We start from the raw sequence: 16,938 nt of genomic DNA, 5'->3' as shown, positions 1-16,938 counted from the left end.
GCCTGTGGCCTCAAATACCAAGGGAAAAAGCTCAAACAGCTAACCGCCGTGGGGACCTCGCTGTGACCAACAAAACCTCTCTCAGCTATAAAGACGCAGGTGTAGATATCGATGCCGGCAATGACCTTGTTGATCGCATAAAAGGTGTGGTTAAACAGACCCGCCGCCCAGAAGTGATGGGTGGATTGGGCGGGTTCGGTGCCCTGTGCGCTTTGCCACAAAAATACCGTGAACCGATTTTAGTTTCAGGCACCGATGGCGTCGGCACTAAGCTACGTCTGGCGATGGACTTGAAACGCCACGATACCATTGGTATCGACTTAGTGGCCATGTGTGTCAACGATCTGGTTGTTCAAGGCGCTGAGCCACTGTTCTTCCTTGATTACTTCGCGACCGGCAAACTGGATGTGGAGACTGCCGCCAGTGTCATTACCGGTATCGCCGAAGGGTGTAAACAATCAGGTTGTGCGCTGGTCGGGGGCGAAACTGCTGAAATGCCGGGCATGTACCACGGCGAAGATTATGACGTCGCAGGTTTCTGTGTTGGCGTAGTCGAAAAATCTGAAATCATCGATGGCACGAAAGTGACGCCGGGTGATGTGCTGGTGGCCTTAGGGGCGAGCGGCCCACACTCCAATGGCTATTCGTTGGTGCGCAAAATTCTGGAAGTCAGCAATACCAACCCAGAACAAACGCAATTGGAAGGTAAATCACTGGCTGATCATTTGCTGGAACCGACCAAAATCTACGTAAAATCCATTCTCAGCTTAATTGAGCAGCTTGATGACATTCATGCGATTGCTCATCTGACCGGTGGTGGCTTCTGGGAGAATATCCCACGCGTCTTACCGCAAGGCACCCAAGCGGTTATCGATGAAAGCAGCTGGCAGTGGCCTGCGGTATTCAGTTGGTTACAGCAAGCGGGGAATGTGAGCCGTCACGAAATGTACCGTACCTTTAACTGTGGTGTTGGTATGGTGGTTGCTCTTCCTGCGGAACTGGCTGATAAAGCCGTTGAGTTGCTGACCGCATCAGGTGAAAAAGCGTGGAAAATTGGTGTCATCGCTGCTGCTGCACAAGGCACAGAGCAGGTCATCATTCATTCATAAGCTGACTGACCAGACATCGCGCTATTTTTTGATCTCAACATTGACGCCATAGGTATATGAAAAAAATCGTCGTCCTGATCTCCGGTCAGGGAAGCAATCTGCAAGCACTGATAGATGCCCAGCAACAAGGGCGCATGTCAGGCCAGATTTGTGCTGTGTTCAGTAATAACGCTGAGGCTTATGGGTTAGAACGTGCTGAACTGGCGGGGATTGCGCATCATGCTTTGGACGCTAAAGCCTATGCAGATCGTGCCAGTTTCGATGCTGCATTGGCCCAAGCTATCGACCAATACCAGCCTGACTTACTGGTACTGGCCGGTTATATGCGTATTCTCAGCCCCGCGTTTGTGCAGCACTATGCAGGGCGGATGTTGAATATCCACCCTTCCCTGCTGCCAAAATACCCTGGCCTACACACTCACCGCCAAGCGCTAGAAAACGGCGATCAGGAGCATGGTACCTCAGTGCATTTTGTGACTGAAGAGCTAGATGGTGGCCCCGTTATCCTGCAGGCTAAAGTCCCGATTTTCAGTAATGATACTGAAGATGATGTCGTCGAGAGAGTGCAAACGCAGGAGCACAGCATCTATCCATTGGTTGTCGGCTGGTTTGCGGATGGTCGACTGACTATGCGTGATAACACGGCTTGGTTGGATGGTGAATGTTTACCGCTTCAGGGCTATGCAGCTGAATAATCAGGCCAATACGTAAAATAGTTCATACATTGATGAAAAGCGCTACCGTCCTCCGGTCAGCGCTTTTTTTATTCATCCGGTTGATACCAAGTCACTGCTTCCCCCCTGCAACTTTGCGAGTGAAGAGTATATAATCTTGGGTGGCAGCAACCGCTGTCGCCACAAAAGGAAAACACATGTCTACCACCAGCAGCGTCCGTTTACGCCCACTTGAACGGGATGACCTGCCGTTTGTTCATCAGCTAGATAACAATGCCAGTGTGATGCGCTATTGGTTTGAAGAACCTTATGAAGCATTTGTCGAACTCTCTGACCTGTACGATAAACATATTCATGACCAAAGCGAGCGCCGCTTTATTATCGAAAGTCAGGGCGCAAAAGTGGGTTTGGTCGAGTTAGTTGAAATTAACCATATTCATCGCCGTGCTGAGTTCCAGATTATTATCGACCCTGCTCATCAGGGGAAAGGCCATGCGGGAACAGCCGCAAAACTGGCGATGGAATACGGTTTTTCGGTGCTGAATTTGTACAAACTTTATCTCATCGTCGATAAAGAAAATAAAAAAGCCATCCATATCTACAGCAAGTTGGGTTTTGAAGTAGAAGGTGAGTTGAAGCAAGAGTTCTTTATCAATGGTGAATACCGTACCGTCATTCGTATGTGCATTTTTCAGCCACAATATTTGGCTAAATATAAAACGCCATCGATAAAGAATGCTTAATCTACCGCTATGGGGCTTTGCAGCCCCAATGTAGTGTAATCAAATCAATATCGTGCAAATAGCGGTTAACCGTAGCGCCCGGTAATGTAATCTTCCGTGCGGCGTTGATGAGGCGAGGTAAACAAAGCATCAGTATCGTTATATTCCACCAAACGCCCCTGATGGATAAAGGCGGTATAATCGGATACGCGTGCCGCCTGCTGCATATTATGTGTCACTAACACCACGGTATACTGCTGTTTTAGCGTGGTGATCAGCTCTTCAATGGTCAGCGTTGAGATAGGGTCAAGGGCCGATGTCGGCTCATCAAGCAGTAACACTTCCGGCTCAATCGCAATGGCTCTGGCGATAACCAAACGCTGTTGCTGACCGCTAGAAAGGCGAAATGCATTTTCCCGCAACCTGTCTTTCACTTCATGCCACAAAGCCGCTGCTCGCAGTGAACGCTCGACGGCATCATCCAGCACCCGACGGTCGCGAATACCCTGTAAGCGCAAGCCATAGACCACATTTTCATAAATTGATTTTGGGAATGGATTAGGTCGCTGGAAGACCATGCCAACTCGCCGACGCAACGCCGCAACATCAATGCTTTTACCCGTGATAGCCTCATCACCCAAATGGATATCACCTTCAAGACGGCAGTTATCCAGTAAATCATTCATGCGGTTAAAACAGCGCAGTAAGGTGGACTTGCCACAGCCTGACGGGCCGATCAGCGCGGTCACACGGTGCTTAGGCACATTAAATGAAATATCGTGCAGCACTTGCTTGTCGCCATAGAATAAATTGAGCTTGTCGACCGCCAAGGCGGTTTGCTCACGGGTCAATTGCTGCACATCCAATAGTGGCAGCGCATCCGGCATCAACAATCCCATCGTTCATCCTGCGGGTTAAAAAGGACAATCACAGCATTAAACCTCGATATTTTTCGCGCAAATGATGGCGAATACCGATTGCCGCTAAATTAAGGCCAACCACGATAATCACCAACAACAATGCGATGGCGAAGACTAATGGGCGAGCCGCTTCAACATTAGGGCTCTGGAACGCCATATCGTATATCTGGAAGCTCAAGTGCATAAATTTACGTTCTAAATGCAGGAATGGGAAGATGCCATCCACCGGCAAGAGTGGCGCTGACTTTACCACGCCCACCAACATCAGCGGCGCGGTTTCTCCGGCAGCACGAGCCACGGCTAAGATAAGCCCCGTTATCATCGCCGGAGCCGCCATGGGCAACACAATATGCCACAAGGTTTCAGCCTTGCTGGCCCCCAGCGCTTGCGAGCCTTGCCGTAAACTGGCAGGGATGCGAGATAACCCCTCTTCAGTGGCGACGATCACCACTGGCAGCGTCAAAAGTGCTAACGTCAATGCCGCCCACAACACCCCTGGCGTACCAAAGGTCGGGTTAGGGAGTGCCTCCGGATAAAACAGTTTATCCAGCGAACCGCCGATAAAATAAACGAAGAAACCGAGGCCAAATACCCCATAGACAATCGATGGTACACCGGCCAGATTCACCACAGAAACGCGGATCATGCGAGTCAGCCAGTTTTTCCCCGCATATTCATGTAAATAAACCGCTGCAATTACCCCTAACGGCATGACGACGATGGACATCAGTATCACCATCAATACGGTGCCAAAGATCGCAGGGAACACGCCGCCTTCATTACTGGCGTTACGGGGATTATCGCTCAGGAAATGCTTAACTTGCGCCAACCAGTGACTCAGTTTTTGCCCGAAAGTCATGTCATTGGGATACCAAGCACGGTTGATTTGGCTGAGTGATAAGGGGTGAATTTGCCCGTTCATGTCCCGCAACAACAAGGTATAGCGGTCTTGCTCACTTTGCAGGCTGCGCAATTTCTCCATCATCGCTTGATGGCGTCGTTGTAGTTCGCCCCACTCAGCCTCGATACTGTCTTGCGCATCACCATCGAGCGAACCGGTCATTTCTAAGCGTTTTTTCTGTAACCGTAGCGCTTCAAACTGCTGGTTAAGCATGTTCATTTGGCGGAACTGGATATCTTTTGACTGCCGCACCAACCCTTGAATGATGGGAATGCGTTTTTGCAGCTCTTGCGCCAAATTATCCCCCACCAATGGCTGGGTGTTATCCAGCATTCCGGCGAGAAAACCATATGCCATGCCATTATTTTGCCGATCCAGCACCAACAAATCTTTCGGTTGCGTACGCTGTTGAATATCGCTGCCGAGCAACCGATGAAAATCTTGCCCCTGAATTTCCCGATTACCGGTTTTAATCAGATAACGGGTCACTGTCTCACCGGCCTGCGGCGGTAAAATCATCCCAGCTTGTTCAAGTTGCTGGCGCGGTAGCGATTGCTGCTGATAAATTTCACCAATCACGCTGACGGGGCCAGCCCCAGTTTGTTTCAGCTCAAAGAGATAGACCGGCGCGGGCCAAAAATAGCGCATCCCCTGCCCAGCCAATAATAAAACGACGCCCAGTAAAGCCAACAAGCTAATACTGACAGCACCGGCGGTCAGCCAGATCCACGGCGAACCGGAGGCAAACCATTTTTTGGTCGCACCTGTCGTCATCACGCCGTTCGCTCCATCTGATAACGTTCACGCAGCCGTAACCGAATGGCTTCTGCGAGGGTATTCACTAAAAAAGTGAAGCAAAATAGCACCAATGCCGTCAAAAACAGCACGCGATAATGCCCACTCCCCATCACGGCCTCTGGCATTTCGATGGCAATATTCGCCGCCATCGCGCGCAGCCCCTGAAAAATACTGCCATCAATAATCGGTGTGTTGCCGGTCGCCATCAAGACAATCATCGTCTCACCGACGGCGCGACCAAAACCAATCATTAGCGCAGAGAAAATACCGGCGAAAGCAGAAGGGAATACCACCCGAACTAAAGTCTGCCAAGGGGTCGCCCCTAACGCCAATGACCCTTGGCTTAATGATGGCGGTACACTGAATAAAGCATCTTCCGCCAGCGAAAAAATGATCGGCACTAAGGCAAAACCCATGGCAACACCCACCACCAGCGCATTGCGTTGGTCATAGTTGTCCCCCAACCATTCATGCAACGGCAGCCCCAGTGTCCACACCGCCAATTGCGGCCCCAGCCACAAGGCTAGCCAGCCAGTGAGTAAGATAACCGGCAATAACACCATCACATCCCAACCGGTAGGCAGTCGCCATTGCATTTTTTCCGCTATGCGTGCACTCCCCCAGCCACATAGCAAGATAGTCAGCGCTAACAGCACAGGCAGCAATAAGATCCCCGCCAGATAATGTTCAATCACCGGCGCCAGCCAAATACCGGCAATCAAACCAATCACGACAGTGGGGAATGCCCCCATCATCTCAATGGCCGGTTTCACCACGCGCCGTAAACCTGCCGACATGAAATAGGCGGTATAAATGGCACCGGCTAACGCCAGTGGAACGGCAAATAGCATCGCGTAACTGGCTGCTTTTAAGGTGCCGAAGATAATGGGGACTAAGCTGAATTTGGCTTGATAGCTCTCTTCAGCCGAACTCGATTGCCACACATACGCAGGCTCAGGGTAATTTTCATACCACACTCGCTGCCATAAGCTGTGCCAACTGATATCTGGATAGCGATTATCTACCCGATAAGTAGACCAACCGGCGCTATCTTCCACCAGCAGGTTATCGCCCCAAGAAGAAAAGGCCGCATGGGTGATGCCATTGGGCATTTTTTGTTGCAACAAAGGGGCTGATTGGATGCTGGAGAAAAGAGATAGCTCACCTTTGGGCGATACCGATGCAAAAACCCGACGCATATTTTCAGTCGCCACTAAACCCTTACCCGCTGAAGTAAAGTTGCGAATAGGCGTTAAATGGAATGCGTTATCCTGTTCTTTGCGGACATCAAACCACAACGTCAGTTGACCCTCTGGCGATTGCACCAGCAGTGATTTCCCCCCCGCCAGCAAAGAAAGGGTTAGCGGCCCATCAGCAGTGTCTTTATCGCTGCGTAGCGATACCACCTCACGCAATGTTAAGGCCGTACCGAACTGATAGACGTACAATTGGTTGCCGGATAAGAGATAGAGCAAACGCCCATCGGGGGTCAGTAGTAGTTGTTCTGCTTGAGGTACATCAACGAGTTCAGTGATTTGCTGCCCTTGAGCCGTAAAATTGCCCGCCAGCAAGCGACCATCATCAGTGATAGCCGCAATCGAAAATTGTTGTGGTTGCGGTTCAGCCAGCGCCAAATGATGTAAGCGCTGGCCTTGCAAATCCATAAAGCGCGGTTGCTCACCCAACGGGAATTGCCAACGCGGTGGCATCGCCGAAAAATCAGGTTGCAGTATGAGAAACTGACCGTTACTCAGACCCACACCATAAAGGGGTTGCCCCCCTGCCACACGGCTGATGGATACCGGTGGTGGTGATAATGTCCGTTCGCTGAAAACAGCCCCTGCCGGAGAATCGCCTCGGGGATTAAGCCGAATAAAATAGCCCTTACCCTGACTATCAATGCGATAACCGATATTCCCTTGAGTATCAACGCCAAGTGCAAGGGTGGGAGCACTGCGCTCAACCGCAAACTGCTGGTCGGCACTGATCGCCGCAGGCTTAAACAGGGGGAAAACAACATACAGTAAATAGACGAAAATCAGCATCAGTGTCAGCAATACCAGCATGCCACTGCCTGTCACTACCATGCGCACCAAACGATCAATGACAGCGCGGCGCTTATCTCTCCCTGATTGTGTTATTACGCCTGCCTGCTGCCGCATTTTGATAGCCCCATGCCTTTTCGCAATACTTGCCTATTTTATCAATTCAGTTGTCCGCTGTGTGACTAACATAGCGCCAGATGACCGGGCATTTTATGTCACTTTTATGGCATTTGCATGACAATGTTTCTCTGCCCATCATCTTTCAAACAACAAAGATGTTAGCTACGCTCATGTCAACGCCCTTTCTTTGAGGCACTATTTTGCCAAGCTGCTATCAGTGACTTTCCTGCATTTTGAAATCAATGAGATATGTGACGAAAGAATAAAGTTACAAATGATATCTGTTGGACATTCTTGTCAATCTTTCGCAATAATGTTGATGGACACTAAATACTCCCACAAAAATCTTACTGGAGTTGCAATGGGTCAGGAAAAGCTCTACATCGAGAAAGAACTCAGCTGGTTAGCGTTTAATGAGCGGGTATTGCAGGAAGCAGCTGATAAGAGCAATCCACTCATCGAGCGGATGCGGTTCCTTGGCATTTACTCCAATAATTTGGATGAATTCTATAAAGTCCGTTTCGCGGATCTGAAGCGGCGTATTTTGATCAGCGAAGAGCAAGGCTCCGCCGTGACTTCGCGCCATTTGCTGAAAAAAATTCAAAGCAAAGTGGTAAAGGCCGATCAAGAATTTGACGGGCTGTATAATGATCTATTGCTAGAGATGGCGCGTAATCAGATTTTCCTGATTAATGAGCGGCAAATTTCTGAAAATCAGCAAATCTGGTTGAAGCAATATTTTAAGCAGCATCTGCGCCAGCACATCACGCCGATACTGATCAATCATGACACCAATTTGGTGCAGTTTTTAAAAGACGATTACACCTATTTGGCCGTGGAAATTATTCGAGGCCAAGACATCGCCTATGCCCTGTTGGAAATTCCGTCGGATAAAGTGCCCCGCTTTGTCAATCTACCTCCGGAAGCCCCTCGCCGCCGTAAACCAATGATATTGCTAGATAACATCTTGCGATATTGCCTCGATGAGATTTTCAAAGGTTTCTTCGATTACGACGCGCTCAATGCCTATTCCATGAAAATGACCCGTGATGCCGAATATGATTTGGTCACGGAAATGGAATCGAGCTTGCTGGAACTGATGTCCTCCAGCTTAAAACAGCGCCTCACCGCCGAGCCGGTACGCTTTGTCTATCAGCGTGACATGCCTGATGAAATGGTGGAGCTGCTGCGCGGTAAGCTGGGCATCTCTAACGATGATTCTGTGATTGCGGGTGGTCGTTACCACAATTTCAAAGACTTTATTAGCTTCCCCAATGTGGGCAAAAGCAATCTGGTAAACAAGCCAATGCCGCGTCTGCGTCATATTTGGTTTGATAAATTCCGTAACGGCTTTGATGCCATTCGTGAACAAGATGTGCTGCTCTATTACCCGTATCACACCTTTGAGCATGTGTTGGAGTTGCTGCGCCAAGCCTCCTTCGACCCCAGCGTTCTGGCGATTAAAATCAATATTTATCGGGTCGCCAAAGATTCTCGTATTATCGAATCGATGATCCACGCCGCCCATAACGGCAAGAAGGTCACGGTGGTGGTGGAGTTACAAGCACGTTTCGATGAAGAAGCGAATATACATTGGGCCAAAAGCCTGACCGCTGCTGGAGTACACGTTATTTTCTCCGCGCCGGGCCTGAAAATTCACGCCAAGTTATTCCTTATCTCCCGCCTTGAAGGCGATGAAATCGTGCGTTATGCCCATATCGGTACCGGTAACTTTAATGAAAAAACCGCGCGGATTTATACCGACTATTCATTACTGACAGCAGACGCACGTATCACCAATGAAGTGCGGCGGGTGTTTAACTTTATCGAGAACCCTTACCGTCCGGTAAAATTCGATAATCTGATGGTGTCGCCGCAGAACTCGCGCATCATGCTTTATCAATTGATCGATCAGGAAATCATCCATGCACAGGCAGGAGAAAGTGCTGGGATTACCCTGAAGATAAATAATTTAGTGGATAAAGGCTTAGTAGATAGGTTATATAGCGCGTCCAGTGCGGGGGTGAAGGTCCGTCTATTAGTGCGAGGCATGTGCTCGCTCATCCCGAATATGCCAGGTATTAGCGATAATATTCAGGTCACTAGCATCGTCGATCGCTTCTTAGAGCATGATCGGGTGTACGTTTTTGAGAACAAAGGCGACAAACTGGTGTATCTCTCCTCTGCGGACTGGATGACACGTAATATTGATTACCGCATCGAAGTGGCGGTTTCATTGCTCGATCCGAGATTAAAACAACGGGTGCTTGATATTTTAGAGCTGTTATTCAATGACACGGTGAAAGCCCGTTATATTGATAAAGAACTGAGTAATCGTTATGTACCGCGTGGCAACAGGCGCAAGGTACGTGCACAGATTGCCATCTATGATTATTTAAAAGCGCTGGAACAACCAGAGCAGTAAGGCGAAAACTATGCCGCTAACCAATAACTCGACTAACACCAAACCGCAGGAAATTGCGGCTATCGACTTGGGATCTAACAGTTTCCATATGGTGATCGCCCGCGTCGTCAACGGCGCGTTGCAGGTTTTAGGCCGCCTCAAGCAGCGGGTGCATCTCGCTGATGGCCTGGATAGCAATAATAAGCTGAGCGAAGAAGCCATCGAGCGTGGTCTGGCTTGTCTGGCCTTGTTTGCTGAGCGTTTACAGGGCTTTTCACCGGATAACGTTTGTATCGTCGGTACCCATTCATTGCGCCAAGCGGTGAATGCGGAAACCTTCCTCAAACGGGCAGCTGAAGTCATTCCTTATCCGATCGAAATTATTTCTGGTCAGGAAGAAGCACGTCTGATTTTTATGGGCGTCGAACACACTCAGCCGGAAAAAGGTCGTAAGTTGGTCATTGATATTGGTGGAGGTTCTACTGAGTTAGTGATTGGTGAAGACTTTGAACCCCTGTTGGTTGAAAGCCGCCGCATGGGTTGCGTCAGTTTTGCCCAACAGTTCTTCCCCCATGGCGAAATCAGCAAAACGAATTTCAAACGTGCGCGTTTAGCCGCTGCGCAAAAGCTGGAAAACTTGGCATGGCAATACCGTATCCAAGGCTGGCAATACGCGCTGGGCGCATCTGGCACCATTAAAGCAACCTACGAAGTGTTGGTCGAGATGGGCGAGAAAGATGGCTTGATCACCCCAGAGCGGCTGGAAATGCTGGTTGAGCAAGTGCTGCAATTCAAACATTTCACCGCACTGAGTTTGCCGGGACTATCGGAAGATCGTCAAGCCGTCTTTGTCCCTGGCTTGGCGATTCTGTGCGGTGTATTTGATGCGTTAGCCATCAAAGAGTTACGGCTATCCGATGGCGCATTACGTGAAGGCGTGCTCTATGAGATGGAGGGCCGTTTCCGCCATCAAGATATTCGCCAGCGCACCGCAAAAAGCTTGGCTGAGCACTATAATATTGACCGTGAGCAAGCTCGCCGCGTGTTGGAAACCACCGAGCAGCTTTATACTCAGTGGTTGGCGCAGAATACCAAGTTAGTGCAACCGCAACTTGAAGCGTTGCTAAAATGGGCGGCAATGCTGCACGAAGTGGGCTTGAGCATTAATCACAGCGGAATGCACCGTCATTCCGCCTATATTTTGCAAAACACCAACTTACCCGGCTTCAATCAAGAGCAGCAATTGTTGCTAGCGACGTTGGTTCGCATGCATCGTAAAGGCATTAAGTTGGATGAATTGCCACGCTTGAATTTATTCAAGAAAAAATATTATTTGCCGTTAATTCAATTATTGCGTTTGAGTACCTTGCTCAATAACCAGCGCCAGTCGACAACGACGCCAGAAAGTCTGCGTTTGATAACAGATGATAGCCACTGGACATTGCGCTTCCCTGTGGGTTATTTGACGCAAAATAGTTTGGTGCAACTGGATTTTGAGCGTGAGCAAGCCTATTGGGATGATGTGGTGGGTTGGAAGCTGATTATCGAAGAAGAAGACGCATCAGAAGACGACAACGCGGTACCGGCTGCGTAAACAGGGCCAATCCCGAATCGCTGACTAATGTTCAGTGATTCGGGTGACCGAATGCAGCTAACACCGCTGCAGCGACAAGTACGCAGAGTCTTGCCCAAAGTAATTGGTGTTGCAGCAAGGCAGCAAATGAGTGAATCCCGATGAGCTGACATCAGTCAGTGATTCGGGTGACCGAATGCAGCTAACACCGCTGCAGCGACAAGTACGCAGGGATAACATGAAACGAAGACCCTCCACACAGCTAACAAAAATAATCCTACTGGTGAGCTTTCTCATCCTGTTTGGACGCTTATTGTATGCGGCAGTCGCCTCGCTTTCTCACCATCAGGAACGCCGGCAACTGCAACAAGTTGAACTGTCTGTGGATGGTGAGCCTGCTGGCCCTCACGAGACTGATCTTAGCCCCTAAGGGTTAACACCCAAGTCCCCAATCTGCCGAGCACAAATCTGAACGCGGCTTGCAGTGGTCCCAGTAATGGGGCGAGTAAATGAGTGCAGCGAACACAGCTGCCACCAAGTACAAAAGGTTATTTTCGAATCAAGGACATACCATGCCAGTACCCATAATACCTGCACCACTTTCTGCGGTAATAAAGAATAAAACGAAAAATAATGCAAAAAAACTGGCAGAAATACGCAACCGGATACTGACCCTGTTACTGAATGATAAAGCCTTGGTTGACGGTATTCTTGGGCGTCAGGAAGAACGAGATAAAATCAGTGATGAGCAACTTTTAGCTCAAACGGCGGAAATCAAAAAGCTGCTTGATGACCTTCACGCGGCTGACTTAGCAGACTTACTTGAAGCGTTACCCAATGACGAACGTTTGGCGTTGTGGCGCTTAGTCAAAAACGAGAAGCGCGGACAAACGTTAGTTGAAGTCTCTGAGACGGTGTGGGACACCCTGATCACCGAGATGAGCGATAAAGACTTGCTCAAAGCGATGCGCACATTGCACGTTGATGAGCAAGCGTATCTCGCCGAGTATCTGCCCCGTAACCTGATGGGCCGCCTGCTCACCTCACTGGACCCTGATCAACGCGCTCGTGTACGGGAAATCATCCAGTATGGCCGCGATACTGTTGGGCAGATGATGGACTTCGAGTTAGTGACGGTACGGGCCGATGTCACGTTGGCGACGGTACAACGTTATTTGCGCTATCGGAAAAATATTCCCGATGCCACAGATAAGCTCTTCGTCATTGACCGCAAAAATACCTTACTCGGCGAATTGTCGCTCACCACCATCTTACTTAATGCACCCAGTACCAAAGTATTTGAAGTGATGGACAGCAACCCGACCACGTTCCAACCCGAACAGAAAGCGGAAGATGCGGCGGGTGCGTTTGAACGTTATGACTTAATCAGTGCAGCCGTCATTGACGCCAAAGGCAAGTTGATGGGCCGTCTGACCATCGAAGAGATCGTTGACGTCGTTAACGAAGAGAGCGACACCACGTTAAGACGGATGGGGGGCTTAAGCCCTGAAGAGGATGTGTTCTCCCCTGTTGGCCGCGCGGTTCGGACTCGCTGGTCATGGCTAGCCATTAACCTTTGTACGGCATTTGTTGCCTCGCGAGTCATCGGCTTATTCGAAGATACTATTTCGCAATTGGTGGCACTGGCCGCCTTAATGCCGATAGTGGCTGGCATTGGCGGTAACACTGGTAATCAAACCATCACTATGATTGTTCGTGCCTTAGCACTGCATCATATTCAGCAAGGCAACGTGACCTTCCTGATGCTAAGAGAGCTCGGCGTCGCCCTCATTAATGGCCTGGTTTGGGGCGGTATTATGGGAGGGGTCACTTATTTGCTCTATGACGATGCGGCCATGGGTGGCGTAATGACATTAGCCATGATACTGAACCTGCTGATGGCTGCATTAATGGGCGTCATTATACCGATGACCATGGCCCGACTAGGCCGAGATCCCGCCATCGGATCCAGTGTGATGATCACGGCGATTACAGATACTGGCGGCTTTTTCATCTTTTTGGGGCTTGCCACCATATTCTTAGTCTAATGATTATGATAGAAAACAATGAATTAATCGTTGCCCAATAGAACAAGTCACACTCTGCGGTAGGTTATCTATACTAAACTTTTGACCGCTCTCGTTTGCGTGATTGCCGTATTGATCGATTGAGGCATTACTAGATTGCCTTGTTAAGTGATGACCGCATTAAAAAGGCAGCTATTTTATGTGATGGGGTTTTCTCATCATAACCAGCATATTTGCGAGCAAAATAAGGCGTTATATGGATCTCAGCGCGTCTGAAAAACCGGCACCTGACAATAAAACTATTGTGCACATCGCTGCCGTCAGCATAGTGGTATTTTTGCTTGCGCTTTTTTGCATCCAGCTTTCTGAGCAGTCAGATAATCTGGCGCCTTTATGGTTCCCCACGGCCGTCTTAATGGTGGCCTTATTCCATCACCCGTTGCGTTACTGGTCATGGCAACTGTTAGCTGCGGGGATCTGCATTGTTGCTGCAAACTTTATACTCTATGGCATCAGTTGGTTCCCACTCCCGCTCACCTTAATTAATCTTACTGAGTCCGCTGCTGGTGCTTGGTTATTGCGCCACTTCCTCCAGCCAAAGGACCCACTCAATAGTCTCTTCAGTTGGCTCAAATTCTCGATTTGTACCGTGATTATTGTCCCCCTTATTAGTGGATTGGCAGCGGCATGGTATCTCTCACCACAGAACGGCCCCTTTGTGCAGGTGCTTACGGTGTGGTTTATGTCTGAAGCCATCGGCATGTTGGCGCTGGGGCCAATTGGGCTGCTTTATCGGCGTGGCTATTTTAATATTGCGACCAAATCCAAAGCGCTGTTTGACATGATGTGGATGATGATTCTGTCACTGACGGCATGTTATATCGGCCTGATTTATCTGCCCTTCCCGTTTACTTTTGTCATCATGGCACTGATTTGGACCTCCATCCGCTTGCCGCGTTTTGAGACCTTTACCATCTGTTTTTTGGCCACGCTGATGATAGCGTTGATGATCAATTTCAACCTGTTTACCCTTCATACCGATAGCACGTTGTCAGTTCAGGCCCTCTCCTTTATCCCGCTATTGATGGTATTAATTCCGCCGCATGCCATGGCGATGGTGATGCATGCCTTCCGGATGGAAAAAGAGCATATCGTCGAGAGTGAGAACCGCTTTCGTAATGCGATGGAGTACTCGGCCATCGGCATGGCGCTGGTGTCGCCCGAAGGCAAATGGATGCAGGTCAACCAAGCGTTATGTCGGTTACTCGGATATCGTCAGGAAACCTTACTGACCCTGACTTTCCAGCAAATTACCTATCCGGAAGACCTGTCAGCCGACCTTAAATTACTCGACGATTTGTATCATGGCCGCATCCCGAGCTATTCGATGGAAAAGCGCTATGTCCGCAGCGATGGTGAAGTGGTGTGGGTGTTGCTGGTGGTTAGTGTGGTGCGAGATCACGAACAACAACCGCTCTATTACATCTCGCAAGTCGAAGATATTAATGACCTTAAAAAGACTGAGATTATTAATCGCCGTCTGGTGGAGCGTATTACTCTGGCAAACGAAGCTGGCGGTATCGGCATTTGGGAATTGGATCTGAGAACGAAGTCCATCAATTGGGATAAACGGATGTACGAGCTGTACCATATCCCGCTCCATACCCCCGTTGATGAAAAAGTTTGGCGTACACACGTTCATCCGGATGATATCACTCGCGTCGATCGTGAATTTGCCGCCGCCTTGAATCAGCGCCAACCGTATCGCTTGGAGTTTAGGCTGTTATTGCCCAGCGGTGAGATTGTCCATCTGCGCAATCAGGCCAATATGGTGTGCGATAAAAACGGCAATATTTTGCGTTTGATTGGTACCACGTTGGATATGACGGAAGTGAGGAACCTGACTGAAGCCCTGCACGAGGAGAAAGAGCGGCTGCACATTACGCTGGACTCCATCGGTGAAGCCGTGGTCTGTACCGACCAAGAGATGAAGATTACCTTTATGAACCCCGTCGCGGAAAAAATGACCGGCTGGGCCAATACCATCGCACTGGGTCAACCTGTCAGTCACATTATCAAGCTGACCAACGGCGTCGATGGGCCTGAAATTGCTAATCCAATCGAACATTGCCTCAATCATCGCCCCTATTCTTCGCTGAATGAATCGATGGTGTTACATCATCGAGATGGGCAATATTACGATATTCAAGAATCAGTCGCGCCACTGAAAACCTTGGAAGGTGGCGTTGTCGGGGCGGTGATGGTATTCCAAGATGTTGGTGAGTCTCGCGCCATGATGCGCAAACTGAGCCACAGTGCTTCACACGATAATCTCACTGGCTTGCCAAACCGCGCCAACTTTGAAAATAAGCTCAAAGCAGCTATTCAGGTGAGCATCGAACTTGAACAACAGCATGCGCTGGCGTTCCTCGATTTAGACTATTTTAAGGCGGTCAACGATACTGCTGGGCACCCTGCGGGCGATGCCCTGCTCAAAGAACTTAGCCAATTAATGCGCCAGCATTTACGCAATAGCGATTGTGTTGCCCGCCTCGGCGGTGATGAATTCGGTTTGCTGATGCTCAATTGCACCCTGCCCCATGCCAAAGCCATTACCCAAAGTCTGGTGTCCATGATCAATGGCTATCATTTCTACTGGGAAGATAAGCTCTATCGTATCGGGGCCAGTGCTGGTGTGACCCAAATCAGCAGCAGCAACAATCAACGCAGTGAAATTATGGCACAAGCCGATATCGCCTGTTATACCGCCAAAAATAGTGGCCGCGGGCAAGTGGTCCTTTATCAGCCACGGCAGAAGCAGTTGCTGGCGCGCCAGCACGAATTGCTGAGCCAAGAAGATGTCGAAAACATCCTCCGTGATAACCAACTGACATTACAACTGGCCCCGACAGCACCGCCGAAAACACCGCTGTCAGTCTGCTTTTATCAGGTCAGTTTCACGGTCAATTGCCCGCAGCACATTAATGTCAGCCAAGATGCCTTTCAGGAAGCCGCGCTATTGTACGGCTTGCTGCCGCAAGTTGACGGTTGGGTATGCGAACAACTTCTCGGCTTGCAAGCCGAGGCGATTAACCGCAAAGGACTGGCACTGGCGATCCCATTATCAGAAATTGCGCTGCTCAAAGAAGACTTCCGCCAGTCATTACTGGCCCTGATGCAACACACGCCATTGCCACCGCAAAGTCTGTATTGGATGGTGGACGAGTCGAGCTTGCTGCAATACCCCTTCGCGATCGGTAATTTCCTCGCCAAGTTGCAAGAAATGGGCTGTCAGCTCATCGTGAAAGAGTTTGGTCATAATCTGAATGATTTTGAGCTATTGGCAGAGCACACCATCAATTACCTCAAGTTCAATAGGGACTTAATTGCTCATATCCATATTAATCAAATGGATGAAGTGCTGGTATCCATTATCAACGGCACGGCGCAGCGGGCTAATATTGCCACGTTAGCCGGACCCGCTGATTTACCCCCTATCCTCAACAAGCTCACGGCTATTGGTGTCGATTTAGCCGACGGCGAAACCATCGGCCGCACGCAGCCGTTGTCTGAGGTGCTTAACAGCGGATATTTCGCCATTAAGTAATTTGTTCTCTTTGAGTCCCGCCAGCGCCACAACCGATA

11 protein-coding genes are annotated in these 16,938 nt (G+C 49.5%); 8 read left to right on the top strand and 3 right to left on the bottom strand.

Translation table 11 applies throughout. The features are described from left to right. The first annotated feature begins 62 nt into the window (after nucleotides 1-62). The 3 genes from purM to speG all read left to right on the top strand — a co-directional run bounded on the left by purM (nucleotide 63) and on the right by speG (nucleotide 2,526). The gene (purM, locus tag DA391_RS06045; RefSeq protein ID WP_108088249.1) at nucleotides 63-1,109 is read left to right on the top strand and encodes a phosphoribosylformylglycinamidine cyclo-ligase; all 1,047 of its coding nucleotides are present in this window, start codon (nucleotides 63-65) and stop codon (nucleotides 1,107-1,109) included. Between the two features lie 56 nt (nucleotides 1,110-1,165). After that, nucleotides 1,166-1,804, top strand: a complete 639-nt coding sequence (gene purN / locus DA391_RS06040) for a phosphoribosylglycinamide formyltransferase (protein WP_050081887.1) — start codon at nucleotides 1,166-1,168, stop codon at nucleotides 1,802-1,804. 176 nt (nucleotides 1,805-1,980) lie between these two features. Beyond that, nucleotides 1,981-2,526, top strand: a complete 546-nt coding sequence (gene speG / locus DA391_RS06035) for a spermidine N1-acetyltransferase (RefSeq protein ID WP_019212109.1) — start codon at nucleotides 1,981-1,983, stop codon at nucleotides 2,524-2,526. Nucleotides 2,527-2,591: 65 nt separating this feature from the next. On the opposite strand, the gene pstB is transcribed toward speG, so the two are convergent. Genes pstB through DA391_RS06020 form a run of 3 tightly spaced genes read right to left on the bottom strand, consistent with a single transcriptional unit; the run spans nucleotide 2,592 to nucleotide 7,286 of the window. Continuing rightward, complete coding sequence (pstB, locus tag DA391_RS06030) at nucleotides 2,592-3,404, bottom strand: phosphate ABC transporter ATP-binding protein PstB (RefSeq protein ID WP_019212110.1); 813 nt, start codon at nucleotides 3,402-3,404, stop codon at nucleotides 2,592-2,594. A gap of 28 nt (nucleotides 3,405-3,432) precedes the next feature. Next, entirely contained in the window at nucleotides 3,433-5,100 is a 1,668-nt protein-coding gene (gene pstA / locus DA391_RS06025) for a phosphate ABC transporter permease PstA (RefSeq protein WP_050873885.1), read from the bottom strand. Further along, nucleotides 5,100-7,286 (bottom strand): ABC transporter permease subunit, encoded by a 2,187-nt coding sequence (locus tag DA391_RS06020; protein ID WP_108087454.1) that lies wholly within the window; start codon nucleotides 7,284-7,286, stop codon nucleotides 5,100-5,102. Before DA391_RS06020 ends, pstA begins: the two co-directional genes overlap by 1 nt. Nucleotides 7,287-7,650: 364 nt before the next feature. On the opposite strand from DA391_RS06020, the gene ppk1 reads away from it, so the two are divergent. The 5 genes from ppk1 to DA391_RS05995 all read left to right on the top strand — a co-directional run bounded on the left by ppk1 (nucleotide 7,651) and on the right by DA391_RS05995 (nucleotide 16,900). After that, complete coding sequence (gene ppk1 / locus DA391_RS06015; RefSeq protein WP_019212113.1) at nucleotides 7,651-9,714, top strand: polyphosphate kinase 1; 2,064 nt, start codon at nucleotides 7,651-7,653, stop codon at nucleotides 9,712-9,714. Nucleotides 9,715-9,724: 10 nt separating this feature from the next. Next, nucleotides 9,725-11,287, top strand: a complete 1,563-nt coding sequence (gene ppx / locus DA391_RS06010) for an exopolyphosphatase (RefSeq protein WP_050873889.1) — start codon at nucleotides 9,725-9,727, stop codon at nucleotides 11,285-11,287. A gap of 217 nt (nucleotides 11,288-11,504) precedes the next feature. After that, on the top strand, nucleotides 11,505-11,696 hold the full coding sequence (locus DA391_RS06005) for a YfgG family protein (RefSeq protein ID WP_050081895.1): 192 nt from the start codon (nucleotides 11,505-11,507) through the stop codon (nucleotides 11,694-11,696). Between the two features lie 142 nt (nucleotides 11,697-11,838). Beyond that, nucleotides 11,839-13,314: a magnesium transporter gene (gene mgtE / locus DA391_RS06000; protein WP_050081896.1), complete on the top strand. Its 1,476-nt coding sequence runs from the start codon at nucleotides 11,839-11,841 to the stop codon at nucleotides 13,312-13,314. A gap of 235 nt (nucleotides 13,315-13,549) precedes the next feature. After that, nucleotides 13,550-16,900, top strand: a complete 3,351-nt coding sequence (locus DA391_RS05995) for a diguanylate cyclase (RefSeq protein ID WP_108087453.1) — start codon at nucleotides 13,550-13,552, stop codon at nucleotides 16,898-16,900. Nucleotides 16,901-16,938 lie beyond the last annotated feature (38 nt).

The sequence above is a fragment of the Yersinia massiliensis genome (assembly GCF_003048255.1).
GTDB lineage: Bacteria > Pseudomonadota > Gammaproteobacteria > Enterobacterales > Enterobacteriaceae > Yersinia > Yersinia massiliensis_A.
This window is presented reverse-complemented; position numbering and strand designations above follow the sequence as displayed.

What these genes read in the sequence shown, in the direction of transcription:
- purN (WP_050081887.1), top strand. Translation starts at nt 1,166, where the DNA reads ATGAAAAAAATCGTCGTCCTGATCTCCGGTCAGGGAAGCAATCTGCAA.
- speG (WP_019212109.1), top strand. Translation starts at nt 1,981, where the DNA reads ATGTCTACCACCAGCAGCGTCCGTTTACGCCCACTTGAACGGGATGAC.
- pstB (WP_019212110.1), bottom strand. Translation starts at nt 3,404, where the DNA reads ATGGGATTGTTGATGCCGGATGCGCTGCCACTATTGGATGTGCAGCAA.
- pstA (WP_050873885.1), bottom strand. Translation starts at nt 5,100, where the DNA reads ATGACGACAGGTGCGACCAAAAAATGGTTTGCCTCCGGTTCGCCGTGG.
- DA391_RS06020 (WP_108087454.1), bottom strand. Translation starts at nt 7,286, where the DNA reads ATGCGGCAGCAGGCAGGCGTAATAACACAATCAGGGAGAGATAAGCGC.
- ppk1 (WP_019212113.1), top strand. Translation starts at nt 7,651, where the DNA reads ATGGGTCAGGAAAAGCTCTACATCGAGAAAGAACTCAGCTGGTTAGCG.
- ppx (WP_050873889.1), top strand. Translation starts at nt 9,725, where the DNA reads ATGCCGCTAACCAATAACTCGACTAACACCAAACCGCAGGAAATTGCG.
- DA391_RS06005 (WP_050081895.1), top strand. Translation starts at nt 11,505, where the DNA reads ATGAAACGAAGACCCTCCACACAGCTAACAAAAATAATCCTACTGGTG.
- mgtE (WP_050081896.1), top strand. Translation starts at nt 11,839, where the DNA reads ATGCCAGTACCCATAATACCTGCACCACTTTCTGCGGTAATAAAGAAT.
- DA391_RS05995 (WP_108087453.1), top strand. Translation starts at nt 13,550, where the DNA reads ATGGATCTCAGCGCGTCTGAAAAACCGGCACCTGACAATAAAACTATT.